At 68.8% G+C, this 15291-nt stretch carries 15 protein-coding genes; 7 read left to right on the top strand and 8 right to left on the bottom strand.

Going from position 1 to position 15291, the window contains the following annotated elements; genetic code table 11:
• Window positions 1-31 precede the first annotated feature (31 nt).
• Window positions 32-1012 carry a non-homologous end-joining DNA ligase gene (gene ligD, locus ACFUEJ_RS18205; RefSeq protein WP_137809015.1) on the top strand — a complete coding sequence of 327 codons (981 nt, stop codon included), beginning with the start codon at window positions 32-34 and terminating at the stop codon, window positions 1010-1012.
• Here the strand turns inward: ligD and ACFUEJ_RS18200 are convergent.
• Window positions 993-1397, bottom strand: a complete 405-nt coding sequence (locus ACFUEJ_RS18200) for a MarR family winged helix-turn-helix transcriptional regulator (protein WP_388031008.1) — start codon at window positions 1395-1397, stop codon at window positions 993-995. The two genes, ligD and ACFUEJ_RS18200, sit on opposite strands and share 20 nt — an antisense overlap.
• 101 nt (window positions 1398-1498) lie before the next feature.
• On the opposite strand from ACFUEJ_RS18200, the gene ACFUEJ_RS18195 reads away from it, so the two are divergent.
• On the top strand, window positions 1499-2098 hold the full coding sequence (locus tag ACFUEJ_RS18195; protein WP_388030985.1) for a maleylpyruvate isomerase family mycothiol-dependent enzyme: 600 nt from the start codon (window positions 1499-1501) through the stop codon (window positions 2096-2098).
• A 12-nt stretch (window positions 2099-2110) separates the two neighbouring features.
• Here the strand turns inward: ACFUEJ_RS18195 and ACFUEJ_RS18190 are convergent, their stop codons facing one another.
• Both ACFUEJ_RS18190 and ACFUEJ_RS18185 read right to left on the bottom strand, forming a co-directional pair.
• The gene (locus ACFUEJ_RS18190; protein ID WP_137809018.1) at window positions 2111-2938 is read right to left on the bottom strand and encodes an NUDIX domain-containing protein; all 828 of its coding nucleotides are present in this window, start codon (window positions 2936-2938) and stop codon (window positions 2111-2113) included.
• A complete protein-coding gene (locus ACFUEJ_RS18185; RefSeq protein ID WP_065632666.1) occupies window positions 2939-3775 on the bottom strand; it encodes an ABC transporter ATP-binding protein in 837 nt (278 codons plus the stop codon).
• A gap of 99 nt (window positions 3776-3874) precedes the next feature.
• Here ACFUEJ_RS18185 and ACFUEJ_RS18180 point away from each other — a divergent pair, with 99 nt between their 5' ends.
• Window positions 3875-4876 (top strand): LLM class flavin-dependent oxidoreductase, encoded by a 1002-nt coding sequence (locus ACFUEJ_RS18180; protein ID WP_388030983.1) that lies wholly within the window; start codon window positions 3875-3877, stop codon window positions 4874-4876.
• A 21-nt stretch (window positions 4877-4897) separates the two neighbouring features.
• On the opposite strand, the gene ACFUEJ_RS18175 is transcribed toward ACFUEJ_RS18180, so the two are convergent.
• Genes ACFUEJ_RS18175 through ctaD form a run of 4 tightly spaced genes read right to left on the bottom strand, consistent with a single transcriptional unit; the run spans window position 4898 to window position 9165 of the window.
• Window positions 4898-5347, bottom strand: a complete 450-nt coding sequence (locus tag ACFUEJ_RS18175; RefSeq protein ID WP_388030982.1) for a cupin domain-containing protein — start codon at window positions 5345-5347, stop codon at window positions 4898-4900.
• The gene (locus tag ACFUEJ_RS18170) at window positions 5344-6120 is read right to left on the bottom strand and encodes a peptidyl-tRNA hydrolase (RefSeq protein WP_388030979.1); all 777 of its coding nucleotides are present in this window, start codon (window positions 6118-6120) and stop codon (window positions 5344-5346) included. Before ACFUEJ_RS18170 ends, ACFUEJ_RS18175 begins: the two co-directional genes overlap by 4 nt.
• A gap of 14 nt (window positions 6121-6134) precedes the next feature.
• Window positions 6135-7376: a phosphoserine phosphatase SerB gene (gene serB, locus ACFUEJ_RS18165; RefSeq protein ID WP_068970709.1), complete on the bottom strand. Its 1242-nt coding sequence runs from the start codon at window positions 7374-7376 to the stop codon at window positions 6135-6137.
• A 4-nt stretch (window positions 7377-7380) separates the two neighbouring features.
• Window positions 7381-9165: a cytochrome c oxidase subunit I gene (gene ctaD / locus ACFUEJ_RS18160; protein WP_065632663.1), complete on the bottom strand. Its 1785-nt coding sequence runs from the start codon at window positions 9163-9165 to the stop codon at window positions 7381-7383.
• A 291-nt stretch (window positions 9166-9456) separates the two neighbouring features.
• Between ctaD and ACFUEJ_RS18155 the strand changes: the two genes are divergently transcribed.
• Together ACFUEJ_RS18155 and ACFUEJ_RS18150 are read left to right on the top strand one after the other, a co-directional pair.
• Window positions 9457-10506, top strand: coding sequence for an ABC transporter substrate-binding protein (locus tag ACFUEJ_RS18155; protein WP_388030975.1), 1050 nt, complete (start codon window positions 9457-9459; stop codon window positions 10504-10506).
• 140 nt (window positions 10507-10646) lie between these two features.
• Window positions 10647-11135, top strand: a complete 489-nt coding sequence (locus ACFUEJ_RS18150; protein WP_211539382.1) for a carbonic anhydrase — start codon at window positions 10647-10649, stop codon at window positions 11133-11135.
• Between the two features lie 19 nt (window positions 11136-11154).
• On the opposite strand, the gene ACFUEJ_RS18145 is transcribed toward ACFUEJ_RS18150, so the two are convergent.
• Window positions 11155-11328 (bottom strand): hypothetical protein, encoded by a 174-nt coding sequence (locus ACFUEJ_RS18145; RefSeq protein WP_091344398.1) that lies wholly within the window; start codon window positions 11326-11328, stop codon window positions 11155-11157.
• Window positions 11329-11482: 154 nt separating this feature from the next.
• On the opposite strand from ACFUEJ_RS18145, the gene ACFUEJ_RS18140 reads away from it, so the two are divergent.
• Together ACFUEJ_RS18140 and ACFUEJ_RS18135 are read left to right on the top strand one after the other, a co-directional pair.
• Window positions 11483-14485: a DEAD/DEAH box helicase gene (locus ACFUEJ_RS18140; RefSeq protein ID WP_388030971.1), complete on the top strand. Its 3003-nt coding sequence runs from the start codon at window positions 11483-11485 to the stop codon at window positions 14483-14485.
• Window positions 14482-15291, top strand: coding sequence for a hypothetical protein (locus ACFUEJ_RS18135; protein ID WP_311277030.1), 810 nt, complete (start codon window positions 14482-14484; stop codon window positions 15289-15291). The genes ACFUEJ_RS18140 and ACFUEJ_RS18135 overlap by 4 nt, the downstream gene beginning before the upstream one ends.

Genomic DNA, 15291 nt, shown 5'->3' with positions numbered 1-15291 from the left:
TCGCCGGCATCGGAGCCATACAGTGGCGGTCATGGCGAAAACGTCGGGTTCCGCAGGTGATCCCATCGAACTCGAGGTCGGCGACCGCACCGTCCGGCTGTCGAGTCCCGACCGCGTCTACTTTCCCGAGCGCGGTGAGACCAAGCGCGATCTCGCCGAGTACTACCTGTCCGTCGGCGACGGGATCGTCCGTGCGCTGCGCGACCGTCCGTGCATGCTGCACCGGTTCCCCAAGGGCGTCAGCGGCAACAAGGTCCACCAGAAGCGCGTCCCCGCCGGCGCGCCGGACTGGCTGGAGACCACCGAGATCTACTTCCCGCGGTACGGCCGCACCGCCGACGAACTGTGTGTCACCGAGTTGGCGTCGGTGATCTGGGCGGTGCAGATGTCGACCGTCGAGTTCCACCCCTGGAACTCACGACGCGACGACCCCGAGTCGCCCGACGAGTGGCGTATCGACCTCGACCCGATGCCCGACTGCACGTTCCCCCGGATCCGGCGGGTGGCGCACGTCGTCGAAGAGGTTCTCGACGAACTGGGTATGCGCGGGTTCCCCAAGACCTCGGGCGGTCGCGGGCTGCACATCTACGTCCGCATCGCGCCGGAGTGGGGCTTCCCACAGGTCCGGCGTGCGGCGCTGGCCTTCGCTCGGGAGGTCGAGCGTCGGGCGCCCGACGACGTGACGACGACCTGGTGGCGCAAGGACCGCGACCCGGCGGCGGTCTTCGTCGACTACAACCAGAACACCCGCGACCACACCATGGCGTCGGCCTACTCCGTGCGTGGCAACGAGCGGGCCACCGTGTCGACGCCGATCACCTGGGCCGAGATCGACGACATCGAACCCGACGACTTCACCATCGCCACCGTGCCGGCCCGGTTCGCCGAACTCGGCGACCTGCACGCGGAGATCGACGACGTCGCGCACCGACTCGACACCCTCATCGACTGGGCCGACCGCGACGACATCGGCACCGACGAGGACGCCGAGATCATCGATATGGATCGGTGACGTCGCGTAACGACCGCAATGCCTTCTCCAGGGCGGCGAACTCAGCGTCGCCGAGATGCTCGCGCCACTCCTCCTGCTGCGCCTCGACCTCGCGCGCAGCTACCTCGCACAGATGAACGCCGCGCTCACTCAGCGTCACCAGCCGGGCGCGACGGTCGGACGGGTCCGGCACCCGGGTCAGGTAGCCAGCCGCCTCGAGTTGGTCGACGATGCCACCCGCGGTCTGCTTGGTGACACCCGCCTGCTCGGCGAGATCGGTCAACCGCATGGGTTCGGGTGCCAGCCGCTGTAGCACCCGGGACTGCGCCGGAGTGATGTCGTCGGCCCCTTCCTCGGCGATCCGTGCCAACACCCGGCGCTCGGTCGCGCGATGGGCGATGAACATCAGGACGGCGATCTGCGGGTCGGACACGACGTTGACTTTAGTACGAAACCCTGACTAATATCAGTCAGGGAACCTGACTATCTGTGCGGCGGGAGCGACCGATGGACACCGACCTCATCTGGCAACGGATCGACGAGCAACGACTCGAACTCGCCGGACTGATCGAGACCCTCACGCCCGAGCAACTCGCCACCCCGTCGCTGTGCGACGCGTGGACGGTGCGCGACGTCGCGGTCCACCTCACCCACTCCCACACCTCACCGGCACGAGCGATGATCGCCGCGTGCCGATACGGATTCCGGTTCAACACGATGATCCGCGAACTCGCGCTGCGCGACGACACCACGGCGGATCAGGCCGCCTCGAAGTTGCGCGCCATGGTCGGTTCGCGTCGGCATCCGATCGGGACGACTCCCATGGCGCCGCTGCTGGATTCGCTCCTGCACGGGCAGGACATCGCGGTCCCGCTCGGACTCGACCGGCCGATGCCGACCGACGCCGCGACGGCGTGCGCAGACTACCTGTGGTCGACGGGTTTCCCGTTCCACGCACGTCGCCGAAACGAGGGACGACGCTACGTGGCCACCGACAGCGACTTCGCGGCCGGGACGGGCGAGGTCGTCGAGGCGCCGATCCGCGACATCGTCATGCTGTTCGGCGGACGGACGAACGCCGCCGGGGCACTGGCGCCCTCAACCTGACAGCGCGTCCGGTCAGAGCGTGATCTCGGGCGGCTGCTGATCGCCGAGAGTCCGGAAGTACTCGTCGGAGCCGGGGAAACCGAGGCCGGCCAGCCCGGCGCCGGGTGTCACGTTCGGCAGGATCGGTTCGATGACACGCTCGGCGTCGAGCAGTTCGTCGATGGTCGAGAACTGCGAGACGTAGTTGAGCTGCGACCACGTGGGCGGCATGAGGAAGTGCTGGCCCGCGGCCCAGGAATCGATCGCGACCCGGGCGTTCACCCACCGGGCGACCTCGGCTTCGGTGGTCTCGGCGTCGGCGTGCTGTCCGTCGGGCATCGCGGCCAGGAAGAACCGGGTGTCGTAGCGTCGCTTCTCGTTCACCGGGGTGATCCAGTGCGCGAGCGGACGCAGCAGATCGGCACGCAGCGTCAGTCCGCGCGCGGTGAGGAACTGCGCGAACGACAACGACTTCTCGACGAGGCGTTGCCGATCCTCGGCCAGTCCCTCCGGGTCGGCGAAGGCGCCGTCGGCATCGGTCGCGAGCAGGACGCCGCACTCTTCGAACGTCTCGCGGACGGCCGCGCACACCAGGGCCTGGGCGATCTCGGCGTCGCTGCCGAATTGCCCGGCCCACCAGGTGGCCTCGGGACCCGTCCACGCCAGGTCGGCGTCGGCGTCCCGCTTGTCGACGCCGCCGCCCGGGAACACCGTCATTCCCCCCGCGAAGGCCATCTGCTTGACGCGGCGTTGCAGGAAGACCTCGATGCCGTCGGCAGCGTCGCGGACGAGCACGACGGTCGCGGCATCCCGCAACGGTGCGGACACGATGTCCGGGCCCTGCTGCTGTGTCGACGTCATTCAGTTACCTCCTGCTGCTCGACGGTGGCCACCCGCACGGCGCCGGCGCCGCGCGAAGTACCGGCCGTCGACCTTGTCCAGAACGATCTGCTGGCGGAAGGCGGCGGTGAGGTTCTCACTCGTGAGTACCTCCTCGAGCAGCCCCTGGGCCACCACGCCACCCTCGGACAGGATCATCGCATGTGTGAAACCTTCGGGGATCTCCTCGACGTGGTGGGTGATCAGCACGATGGCCGGGGCGTCGGGGTCGGCGGCGAGACGCGCGAGACGATCGACGAGTTCTTCGCGGCCACCCAGGTCGAGCCCGGCGGCCGGTTCGTCGAGCAAGAGCAGTTCGGGGTCGGTCATCAGCGCGCGCGAGATCACGACACGCTTGCGCTCGCCCTCGGACAGCGTGCCGAAGCGACGGTCCGCGAGGTGCTCGGCACCCATCGATTCCAGCGATTCGACGGCCTGCGCACGGTCCACGGCGTCGTAGCTCTCGCGCCACCGCCCCAGGACCGCATATCCCGCCGAGATGACGACGTCGCTGACGATCTCCTCTGGCGGCACTCGATCGACCAGCGACGGGCTCGAGACCCCGATCCGGGTCGACAGCTCGCGGATCTCGACCCGGCCGAGCTTCTCGTTGAGCACGAAGGCGGTGCCCGACGTCGGGTGGATCTCCGCCCCGGCCAGTCGGATCAGTGTCGTCTTGCCCGCGCCGTTGGGTCCGATGATCACCCAGCGTTCGTCCAGTTCCACCTGCCACGACAGCGGGCCGACGAGAGTCTTGCCGCCCCGGACGACGGCGACGTCGCGAAAATCGATCAGGAGGTCGGGATCGGATTCGGTCACTCCCCCATCCTGCACCACGAGGGAATGGTCGACCCGTTCGACTCACGGCAGACCGGACGGCGGGAATAGTCCGGGGCGTCGGCCGCATTGAACATCGTCGTGACCCCTTCGAACCTCCCCTTGTCGATCCTGGATCTCGCGCAGATCGGTCGTGACGAGACTGCCGCGCAAAGCCTGTCCGCCAGTGTCGATCTCGCACAGAACGCGGAGAAGTGGGGCTACCGCCGGATCTGGTACGCCGAGCACCACAACATGTCGGCCATCGCGTCGTCGGCACCGGCGGTGCTCATCGCACACATCGCCGCGCACACCTCGACCATCCGTCTCGGCGCCGGCGGCGTGATGCTGCCGAACCATTCCCCGCTGACCATCGCCGAGCAGTTCGGCACACTCGCCGAACTCCATCCCGGGCGCATCGACCTCGGGCTCGGCCGGGCCCCCGGCAGCGATCAGCAGACCTTCGCGGCCCTGCGCCGCACCCACGCCTCCGCGGAGCGGTTCCCGCACGACGTCCTGGAGCTGCAGGCCTTCCTCGGCGACGAGTCGCGTGTCGAAGGCGTCCGCGCGACCCCGGGGGCGGGCACCCACGTGCCGCTCTACATCCTCGGCTCGTCGCTGTTCGGCGCGCAGCTCGCCGCGGCCCTCGGACTTCCGTACGCCTTCGCCTCCCACTTCGCGCCGCAGGCGCTCACCGAGGCCGTGGCGTTGTACCGCCGCGAGTTCCGGCCGTCAGAGGTCCTCGCCGAGCCCTACGTCATCGCGGGTGTCGGAGCGATCGCCGACGAGGACGCCGACCGTGCGCAGACGCAGCTGCAGATCGCGAAACGTCAACGCGTGTCGCTGCTCTACGGCCGCGGCCGGACCTTCACCGACGAGGAAGCCGACGCCATCCTCTCGATGCCGCAGGGACGCCAAATCGACGAGATGCTGACGTACTCGGGCGTCGGGACGCCGGGCGACGTGCGCGACTACCTCTCGTGGTTCGCCGGACACGCCGACGCCGACGAGCTGATCGTCGCATCGCTGGCGCCCGATCGTGACGTGTGGCTGGGCACCTTCGGCCACCTCGCGCCGGTGAACTCACCGGTTGCCGCCGGCTAGGCGGGATTCGAAGGCCGACCGTCAGGCCAGCCGGAAGTCCTCGAAGTCGAACCCGGGCACGACGATACAGCTGACGAGCGACGGCTCGTCCCCGGCGGGCCGGGCACGCTGCCACACGCCCGGCGGCACGAGCGCTTGCGGGTGCTCACCGGATTCGATGTCGGGCCCGACCAGAATCGTGGTGGGGTCACCGGGGGCATCGGCGTCCCCGCCGAGATCGAGTTCGACCGGCGCTCCTCGATGGTGCAGCCACAGTTCGGCGCCGCGTACCGTGTGCCACGCCGACTCGTCGCCCGGCATGAGGACGAAGTAGATCGCCGTGCCGGCGGCACGGTCGCCGGTATAGCCGTCGGCAAGCGACGCCGACGGCACGACGACGTCGCTCCGCCACGTCTCCCGGAACCAGCCGCCTTCCGGATGGGCTTGCAGATCAAGAGCTTTCACCCATTCCGGCGGTACCGCAGCGCTCACGTGTCCTCCTGGGCCCGGATGACCTCGGCGACGACGGTCACCGAACCGGGCGCGATCTCGGTGAACCCGGCGTCTCGAACGGCCACCGCCCTCCCGGCGGCATCGGCGGAGAGCAGTTCTCGCCACCGCCCGGGCGTGGCCTGACGGACCGCGAGCGGGCAGTCGTCCCGACGCCACGCGATCGCGTCGTCCGCGGTGAGGAGCTTGGCCGCCAGCATCGACGCGTGACCGACCTGTGCGGCCAGTTTGCCGACGGTCATCGGCAGGTCGGGGTTCGTCCACAGCACGACGCCCGAGACAGGCGGCTGCTCGGGCAGCTCTCCCTCGACCTCGGTCCCACCGATCTGCAACTTCGCGACACGACGGTCGAGGTCACCCACGCGGCCGGGCACAAACGCCCGCGCCGACGCCCCGCCCTCGGTGGCGGTCACACCCCAGACCTCCTGCGCGGCAGCCCATTGCGCGCCACGCGCGCGCCGGGCGATCTTGCGGATCCGTGCGTCGCACCAGGCGTCCATCGCCGCCGACCACGGACCGTCGCCCGCACTTCGTTCGTCGAGGCACACCAACGCCACCGCTCGCGCCGCCGCGGTCAGCAGTTCGGTGCGGTCGGGCGGATCGTTCTTCTCGATGCGGAGCACCATCGCCATCGCCAGGACGTCGGCGGGGTCCGACGGGTCGTCGCCGCCTCCGACGTATGCGACCAGCCGCCGATGATCGGCCGCGATCGCTTCCGGATCGACCTGCGGAGAGACCGTGCGCTCGGATTCCATGGAGCGGTGCGAGGTCAGCCCAGGGGTACCCGGCGATAGACGCCGTCGGCGGCGTCGGCCGCCTCGATCTCGTCGCGGGAGACGCCCAGGATGAACAGGACCCCGTCGAGAAACGGGTGATTCAGCGTGGCGTCGGCGACCTCGCGCAGTGCAGGCTTCGCGTTGAAGGCGATTCCCAGCCCGGCGACGCTGAGCATGTCGATGTCGTTGGCGCCGTCGCCCACCGCGATCGTCTGCTCCATCGGCACCCCGACCTGATCGGCGAACGACCGCAGCGCGTGCGCCTTGCCCATCCGGTCGACGACCTCGCCGACGACCCGGCCGGTCAGCTTCCCGTCGACGATCTCCAGGGTGTTGGCCCGGACGAAGTCGAGTTCGAGTTCGTGCGCGAGTCCGTCGATGACCTGACGGAAACCGCCGGACACGAGACCGCAGTGGAATCCGAGACGGTGCAGCGTACGGATCGTCGTCCGGGCACCGGGGGTCAGTTCGAGTGACTTGGCGACATCGTCGAGAACACTCGCGTCGAGTCCGGCCAGGGCCTTGACGCGTTCGTGAAGGGACTGCGCGAAATCGAGTTCACCTCGCATCGCCGCCTCGGTCACCGCGGCGACCTCGGCTTCGCGGCCCGCGTGCGCGGCGAGCATCTCGATCACCTCGCCCTGGATGAGGGTCGAGTCGACGTCGAAGACGATCAGGCGCTTGGCGCGCCGAGCGAGTCCGCCGCGCTCCACGGCGATGTCGACCGAATGCTTCGCAGCAACCTCGGCGAGGCCTTTGCGGAGGGCGGCGTCGGCGGCGACACCACCCCGGCCGGCAACGCTGACCATGAGTTCGAGGCCGGTGAGCGGGTAGTCGGCGATTCCGCGGATCGAGTCGATGTTGCCGCCCTGGCTCGCCAGTTTCGCCGCGACGGCGCTGAACGCGGTGGCGGTGACCGGGCTGCCGAGGATGACGACGGCATGCGACGACGGCGAACGGCTACCGGGATCGACCCCGATCTCCACCCGGACGTCGAAACCGATGGACGCCATCGCCTGTTCGACGACTTCCTGCAGCGCCTCGGGGTCGCCGGTGGAGGACACCAGCACGCCGAGGGTCAGCTGTCCGCGGATGACCACCTGCTCGACGTCGAGCAGTGCAACGGCCTGACCGGCCAGGGCACCCATGAGAACAGAGGTGACACCTGGCCGGTCGGGACCGGTGACAGTGACCAGGACGGTCGTACCGGAACTGGCTGTCGAGTCCTTGCTCACCGGGTCAGCGCGGGTCGGGATCCGGGGATCCCTCGTGCGTTCCCACGGTGAACGGCTCGCGACGAGCCTCTTCCATCTGACGGTCCTTGCCCGCGGCGTGACCCGGGCCGACGTGTGCCTCGGCACGCATGCGGTCGATCATGTGCGGGTAGTGCAGCTCGAACGCCGGTCGCTCCGACCGGATGCGGGGCAGCTCGGTGAAGTTGTGGCGCGGCGGCGGGCAGGAGGTGGCCCACTCGAGCGAGTTGCCGAAGCCCCACGGGTCGTCGACGGTCACGACCTCGCCGTAGCGGTAGCTGCGGAAGACGTTCCACAGGAACGGCAGGGTCGACAGGCCGAGGATGAACGCGCCCACGGTCGAGATCATGTTCAGCGTCGTGAAGCCGTCCGACGGGAGGTAGTCGGCGTAGCGACGCGGCATGCCCTCGTTGCCCAGCCAGTGCTGCACCAGGAAGGTCATGTGGAAGCCGATGAACGTCAGCCAGAAGTGGATCTTGCCGAGTCGCTCGTCGAGCATGCGCCCGGTCATCTTCGGGAACCAGAAGTAGATGCCGGCGTAGGTGGCGAACACGATGGTGCCGAAGAGCACGTAGTGGAAGTGCGCGACGACGAAGTAGCTGTCGGACAGGTGGAAGTCCAGCGGCGGGCTCGCGAGCAGCACACCGGTCAGACCACCGAAGAGGAACGTCACGATGAAGCCGACCGAGAACAGCATCGGGGATTCGAACGTGATGTGACCGCGCCACATCGTTCCGATCCAGTTGAAGAACTTCACGCCGGTGGGCACCGCGATCAGGAACGTCATGAAGGCGAAGAACGGGAGCAGCACGGCGCCGGTGACGTACATGTGGTGGGCCCACACCGCGGCCGACAGGGCGGCGATGGCGAGCGTGGCGTAGATCAGACCGGAGTAGCCGAAGATCGGCTTCCGCGAGAAGACCGGGAAGACCTCGGACACGATGCCGAAGAACGGCAGGGCGATGACGTACACCTCGGGATGTCCGAAGAACCAGAACAGGTGCTGCCACAGGATGACGCCGCCGTTGGCCGGGTCGTAGATGTGGGCACCGAACTGGCGGTCGACCTCGAGACCCATCAGCGCCGCGGTCAGCAGCGGGAAGATGAGGAGGATCAGCACGCTGGTCACCAGGATGTTCCAGGTGAAGATCGGCATGCGGAACATCGTCATGCCGGGTGCACGGAGACAGATCACGGTGGTGACCATGTTGACGCCACCGAGGATGGTGCCGAGACCCGAGACGGCCAGACCCATGATCCACAGGTCGGCGCCGATGCCGGGGCTGTGCACGGCGTCGGTCAGCGGCGTGTACGCGGTCCAGCCGAAGTCGGCGGCGCCACCGGGCGTGATGAAGCCGGCGACGGCGATGGTCGAACCGAAGACGAACAGCCAGAAGCCGAGTGCGTTGAGTCGCGGGAAGGCGACGTCGGGCGAACCGATCTGCAGCGGCAACACGAAGTTGGCGAAGCCGATCACGATCGGCGTCGCGTACATCAGCAGCATCACGGTGCCGTGCATCGTGAAGAGCTGGTTGAACTGCTCGGTGGACAGGAACTGCATGCCCGGCATCGCGAGCTCGCCACGCATCAGCAGGGCCATGAGGCCGCCGATGAGGAAGAACGCGAAGCAGGCGGTGATGTACATCATGCCGATCAACTTGTGATCGGTCGTCGTCAGCAGCTTGTAGATGAACGAACCCTTGGGCTGATAGCGCTCCGGGAACGGACGCACTGGAGCCACTTGCGTGGTGGGTTGGTCTACCGCGGTCACAGATCCTCCTCTTGCCCGAACCCGACGCCGAACCCCTTCGGCCGTCGGTCGGCACATGAACAAACCGAGCGCTGGTTACTGATCCTAAACCCTCACCGGTGCCCGGGCCGAGCGGGTCCTACGATCTGTCGTATTCGATGTCGGAGCCACCGGATCGGCAGTGCTCATCGGCGGTTTCTTCGACGACGCGCCAGGCTCTCGGAGCACCCCTCCGATCACCGGCGTCCGGCGCCCGGGAGTGCGCATCCGAGCCTACTCCGGGTGCCTCGGGACCGGTGCTAGGTTGGGCGGGTGCAACGGAGGGTCACGGTCGCGAACGAGGCCGCCAGAAGTGTCGAGGCAGCCACCGGCGAGACCCGGTGCTCACTCGTCCGACGCATCGGCCTGGCGACCACGATCGGGTTGACCGTGGTCGCGCTGGCCGCCTGTTCGGCCGAGGAGCCGCTGACGACTCCGGACGGCTCCCCCATCTCCACCGTGACGACACGGGTGGCGGAGGTGAACATCGTCTCGGCCGACCGTGATTACGCGAAGACCTGCCTCGCACCCACCGCGCCGGATCCGGATGAGGCCGACGTCGAACGCATCGTCGTGACCGACCCCGCTGTTCTCGACGCGCTGTGCGCCCTCGGGCTCGGCCCCGAGGTCGTCGCGGTGGCTGCCGAGCCCGGTTCCGTGCCCGAGTATCTCGGTCCCCAGCTGACCTCGGTCCCGGCCATCGGACCGATGCCCGACGCCGCGGCGGTCGCCGACGCCGACGCCGGACTCGTCCTCACCACCGCCGACACCGCGGACTCCGCCCGCGCGTTCCCCGGTGTCCGCACCGTCACCATCCCGGCCGACGGCACCTGGCAAGAGCAGTTCCAGGCCGTCGCCGACGCCGTGAACCGCAGCGGGTCGGGTCGGACGCGTCTCGCCGAGTACACGACCGAGGCCACCAAGACCGGCCGGCGGATGGACGCCTCGCACACCCAGGTGTCGCTGGTGCGCTTCGGCGACGACTCCGAGACCATCGCCGGGATGAACACCTTCGCCGGCCAGGTGCTCGGGGACATCGGCGTCCAGCGGCCCGGCCCGCAGCGCGTGCCCGACTCCTTCGCCGTCACCGACGAGAACTTCCGCGACGCCGACGCCGACCTCATCTATGTGAGCTTCGAAGGCGAGGAAGGCCTCGCCCACGGGGAAGAGGTCCTGCTCAGCGACGAATGGCTCAGCCTCGGGGCGCCCGTCTGGAAGCGCGTCCTCGCCGTCGACGACGACGTCTGGTACGAGTCCTCGGGACTCGCCGCGGCCTGGCTGGTCCTCAACGACGTCAAGGGCTCACTCGACGGCAACTCCTGACGGTCTCCGATCGGCAGGTGTCGCAATTCGTTGCCCCAGGCGCAACGATGCGCTACATCTGCCGGGTGCCGTTTCGGTCACTTCCGATCACCGACGTCCAAACCCTCGCCGGGGCGACGTCGACACATCAGGATCGGCGCATGAGTGTCACCGACGAATGCCTCGAGAACAACGCCGAATACGCCAAGACCTTCACCGGGCCGTTGCCCCTGCCGCCGGCCAAGCACGTCGCGGTGGTGGCCTGTATGGACGCCCGCCTCGACGTCTACCGCATCCTCGGATTGAACGAGGGCGAGGCCCACGTGATCCGCAACGCCGGCGGGGTGGTGACCGACGACGAGATCCGCTCCCTGGCCATCAGTCAGCGACTGCTCGGCACCACCGAGATCATCCTCATCCACCACACCGACTGCGGCATGCTGACGTTCACCGACGACGACTTCAAGCGCCAGATCCAGGACGAGATCGGGCAGAAGCCCGCGTGGTCGGCGGAGGCGTTCGCCGATCTCGACGAGGACGTCCGCCAATCGATCACCCGGATCCAGAACAGCCCGTTCGTCACCAAGACCACGTCGTTGCGCGGGTTCGTCTTCGACGTCGCGACCGGACTCCTGCGCGAGGTGTCCTGACCCGGGTTACCCGACCTTCCTACGAGTCGCCGCCCTCGGAGCGCTGGACCGCTTCGGGGGCGTTCTCGCGCGTGGCCATCCCGCCCTCGCGTCCGTGGTCCTGCGGGCCGGGCGGATCCTTCTCGACTTCGGTGTCCGGACCCTTGCCGGTATCCCTGTCCCCCGAGGTCGCGGAGCTCTCGGACTGTCCCATCGGTACCTCCTACGATCTTCCGGCCGGTCTGCCGGGCGACGATCGTCGATACCCGGCTCCCCGAACGGGCAAACCACTGTCGGGTGGTCTCGCGCACCGTCCGCCGTCGACGACTGGTGTCGGAGCCCGTCGCTAAACTGGCCGACGATCCTCCATGCCACATGATGCGCCGTCCAGCGGGCAGCCTGCCACCGACTCTGCCCCGAAGCCCAGCCCCGCCGAGCCCCTGCACGCCCTGTGGCGACCGGGCGTCGGCCTGGCGGTGTGGGTCGACGGGGACCCGTCCGATCTCGCCGCGCCACTTCGCGACCTACTCGACGGCCGTCGCTTCCGCAGCGAGATCCCCGTCGTCGACGCCGACGGCCACCGACGTTTCGTCCGCGCCGCGACGTTGGGCATGACGTCGGCGATCACGCTCCTCGACGCGTCGCGATCCATCGCGGTGACCGGCGATGTCCGCTGGTATCGATATCTCCTCGACGGTGTGCGGGCCTTCGTGCGGTCGGGCACCGTGGCGCCGTCGGTCCAGCAGGTGGCCGGCGAGTGGATGGTGCGCTGGGTCGTCGTCGCGACGCCGACGTGGCGCAGCTGGCATGCCGTCGTCGTGGGAAGCGCGCCGGATGCGCTGCTGCACAACGGGTCCGCACCCGCCCTGGACGACTTCCTCGCCGAACTCGTCGACCACGAATGCCGTTCCGCCATCGCGCGTTCCGCCGTCCGCCTCGGCGAACCACGGCCCGCGTCACCCATCGTGCGGGCACTGCTCCCCGACGCCGATCCCCGCCCGCCCAGCTCACCGGAACGTCTCGCCGCCGCCGCGGGTGGCTGGTCGCGGTGGAACGCCGGCGCTCCGCGCGACGATCGTTCGCTCATCTTCCGGCTGCACGAACCCGAGTACGACGACCTCGCCGACGCTCAGTGGGCCGACGCATGGGACGACGACACGGTCGACCCGCCGAGCCGCGCCGAAGTGGCCGAGACCTCGCGGTGGCGACTGCAGGTCTGTCGTCGGAGCATCGATGGACAAGTCGAACCCGTCGCACCGCACCGCCTCGACGCCCACGAACTCGACGAACTGACGACCGAATTGGCCACGGCAGTCCGTGAATTCCCCGAACTGGGCCGCGCCGACCCCGATCGGGGCTCCCTCGACTTCCTGCTGCCGACCGCGATCGCGGAGGAACTCTTCGCCACGGGCGCGGCGGCGCTCGGGGCCGTCGGCATACCGGTTCTGTTGCCGAGGACGATCGCCGAGGTCCGTCCGAGCCTGACGCTGCGCGCGCTCGCCCCGCCCGGCGGCGGGGCACCGGCAGCCATGGTCGGCCTGCGGGAGATCCGGGAATTCGAGTGGCGTCTCGCCCTCGGCGACACACCCGACGCGATCACGCTCACCGATGCCGACCTCGACGAATTGTCCGGCCAGAAGGGCGATCTCGTCCGCGTGCGCGGGGTGTGGATGCGCGCCGAGGGCGCCGCGCTGACCCGGGCAGCCACGTTCGTCGCCACCCAGCGCGCGCTGGCCGCGGCCGAACCGCCGAGCGACTTCGGCGAGCTGTTCAACCTCGTCACCGGCGAGTCGGACCGTCTACCCGTACCGGTGTCACGGGTCGAAGGCCTCTCCTGGCTCGACGACGTCGCCGACACCGGCGTCCTTCGTCCAGAATCCGTCGCGCCACCGACGGGGTTGACCGCCACCCTGCGTCCCTACCAGCAGCGCGGCCTGGACTGGCTCGCCCATCTGTCGACCCTCGGCGTGGGCGGCGTGCTGGCCGACGACATGGGCCTGGGCAAGACCCTGCAGGTCATCGCACTCGAATGCCACGAGCGTAGCGGTCCGTCCGCGTCGCCTGCCGATGATCCTCGAAAGCCGACGCTCGTCGTCTGCCCGATGTCCCTGGTGGGCAACTGGGCGCGGGAATTCGCCCGGTTCGCGCCCGCGCTCCGCGTGGCGATCCACCACGGGCCCTCTCGCGAGTCCGGGGCGGCGTTCGCGGGCATCCGCGACTCCGTCGACATCGTGGTCACCACCTTCGCGATCGCGGCGCGCGACCACGAGTTGCTGTCCTCGCAACCCTGGCATCGGATCGTGGTCGACGAGGCCCAGCACCTCAAGAACGTGAACACCATTGCGGCCAAGGCGGTTCGGACGGTCCCCGCCGGCCATCGCCTCGCTCTCACCGGCACCCCGGTCGAGAACCGCCTGGAGGATCTCCGCGCCGTCATCGACCTGGTCAACCCTGGACTACTCGGCTCCGCGTCGGTCTTCCGTGCACGCTACGCCGAACCGATCGAACGGGATCGTGACCCGGCCGCCCTCCGACGGTTGTCCGCGATCACCCGGCCGTTCATCCTGCGCCGCGAGAAGACCGATCCGGCGATCGCCGCCGACCTCCCGGAGAAGGCGGACTTCGCCGTCCGGGCCAACCTCACCGTCGAGCAGGCGGCGCTGTACCGCGCGGTGATCGACGAACTGATGACGGCACTGCGCGACAAGCAGCAGCGCACACTACGACGCCGCAACGTACTGGCCGCACTGACCCGCCTCAAGCAGGTGTGCAATCACCCCGCGCACTATCTCGCCGACGGCACCGACCTCGTCCGCGACGGCGAACACCGCTCCGGCAAGGTCGAACTGCTGGCCGACATCGTCTCCACCGTCGCCGAGGAGGGCGACCGCGCATTGGTCTTCACCCAGTTCGCCGCCTTCGGTGACATGCTGTCGTCGTGGTTGTCCGCGGAGTTCGGCAGCGAGATCCCGCTCCTGCACGGCGGTCTGGGTCGCACCGAGCGCGACCGCCTGGTCGCCGACTTCCAGTCCGACGACGGGCCGCCGGTCCTGCTGGCGACGCTGAAAGCCGGCGGCACCGGGCTCAACCTGACCGCGGCCAACAACGTCATCCATGTCGATCGGTGGTGGAACCCGGCTGTCGAGGACCAGGCCACCGACCGCGCCTACCGGATCGGCCAGGACCAGAAGGTGTCGGTGCATCGGTTCGTCTGTGTCGGCACCATCGAGGAGCGCATCGACGACATGATCGCCAAGAAACGTGAGCTGTCCCGGCTGACGGTCGCGGCCGGCGAGAACTGGGTGTCCGACCTCGCCGACGACGAACTCTTCGAACTCATCCGGCTGCGCGACGAGGCGGTCAGCGAATGACGGTGCGCAAGAAGGGCACGCAACGACGCGGTGAGCGCGGCACGATCGCGGTCCGCGGCTATGGCCTCACCTCATGGTCACGCGCCTTCGTCGATGTCGTCGAGGGACGCGGCGCCGACGGCGAATCGGTCGCCGACAGCCGTCGTATCACCAAGGCGCGCAGGTATTTCCGCGATCGGCATCTGCGCGGCCTGCGGATCGACGCCGGCCGGGTGACCGCCTCGGTGGAGGGCACCCAGCTCGAGCCGTTCGACGTCATCCTGACCACCCGCACGGTCGACACACCGACACTTGCGAACCTTCTCCGCGAGTGCAACGCTGTCGATGAACTCATGCTGCTCACCCGCGGCGAACAGCCGCCGGCGCTGGGTGAGCTGCTGGTGCCCACGGAGTCCGCCGACGTCGAGACCGACTGCACGTGCCCCGACGAGGCGCCGCGGTGCATCCATGCTCTCGTCACCTGTTACGAGGTGGCAGCCGAGATCGACCGCACCCCGTTGACCCTGCTGACCGTGATGGGCACCGACCTGCGAGCGCTGCTGGCCGAGATCGACTCTCGCCCACCGGATTCACGGACCTCCGACGACGGCGGGTCAGCAACCTCACTGCAGGTCGACGACTACTACGGCACCGCCTCGACGTTGCCTCCGCTGCCGTCGCCGTCGCGGATGAACCCGCTGACCGCGCTCGACGGCGGCGAACTACGGGCGGCGTTGCGCGCCACCGGCGTCGCGCCCGCCGACATCGCCGAGGCGATCGACGAGCTCGGCGACCTCTACGACCGTCTCACCGCCGGCGGTTCGTAG

Origin of the sequence: Gordonia sp. NPDC057258 (assembly GCF_042668985.1) — a bacterium.
GTDB lineage: Bacteria > Actinomycetota > Actinomycetes > Mycobacteriales > Mycobacteriaceae > Gordonia > Gordonia hongkongensis.
Note: the sequence above shows the minus strand (reverse complement) of the source record. Positions and strands in the feature narration are given on the sequence as shown.

Excerpts from the sequence above, each read along its gene's own strand:
- ACFUEJ_RS18195 (WP_388030985.1), top strand. The coding sequence starts at position 1,499 with ATGGACACCGACCTCATCTGGCAACGGATCGACGAGCAACGACTCGAA.
- ACFUEJ_RS18190 (WP_137809018.1), bottom strand. The coding sequence starts at position 2,938 with ATGACGTCGACACAGCAGCAGGGCCCGGACATCGTGTCCGCACCGTTG.
- ACFUEJ_RS18170 (WP_388030979.1), bottom strand. The coding sequence starts at position 6,120 with ATGGAATCCGAGCGCACGGTCTCTCCGCAGGTCGATCCGGAAGCGATC.
- ACFUEJ_RS18145 (WP_091344398.1), bottom strand. The coding sequence starts at position 11,328 with ATGGGACAGTCCGAGAGCTCCGCGACCTCGGGGGACAGGGATACCGGC.
- ACFUEJ_RS18200 (WP_388031008.1), bottom strand. The coding sequence starts at position 1,397 with ATGTTCATCGCCCATCGCGCGACCGAGCGCCGGGTGTTGGCACGGATC.
- ACFUEJ_RS18150 (WP_211539382.1), top strand. The coding sequence starts at position 10,647 with ATGAGTGTCACCGACGAATGCCTCGAGAACAACGCCGAATACGCCAAG.
- ACFUEJ_RS18140 (WP_388030971.1), top strand. The coding sequence starts at position 11,483 with ATGCCACATGATGCGCCGTCCAGCGGGCAGCCTGCCACCGACTCTGCC.
- ligD (WP_137809015.1), top strand. The coding sequence starts at position 32 with ATGGCGAAAACGTCGGGTTCCGCAGGTGATCCCATCGAACTCGAGGTC.
- ACFUEJ_RS18135 (WP_311277030.1), top strand. The coding sequence starts at position 14,482 with ATGACGGTGCGCAAGAAGGGCACGCAACGACGCGGTGAGCGCGGCACG.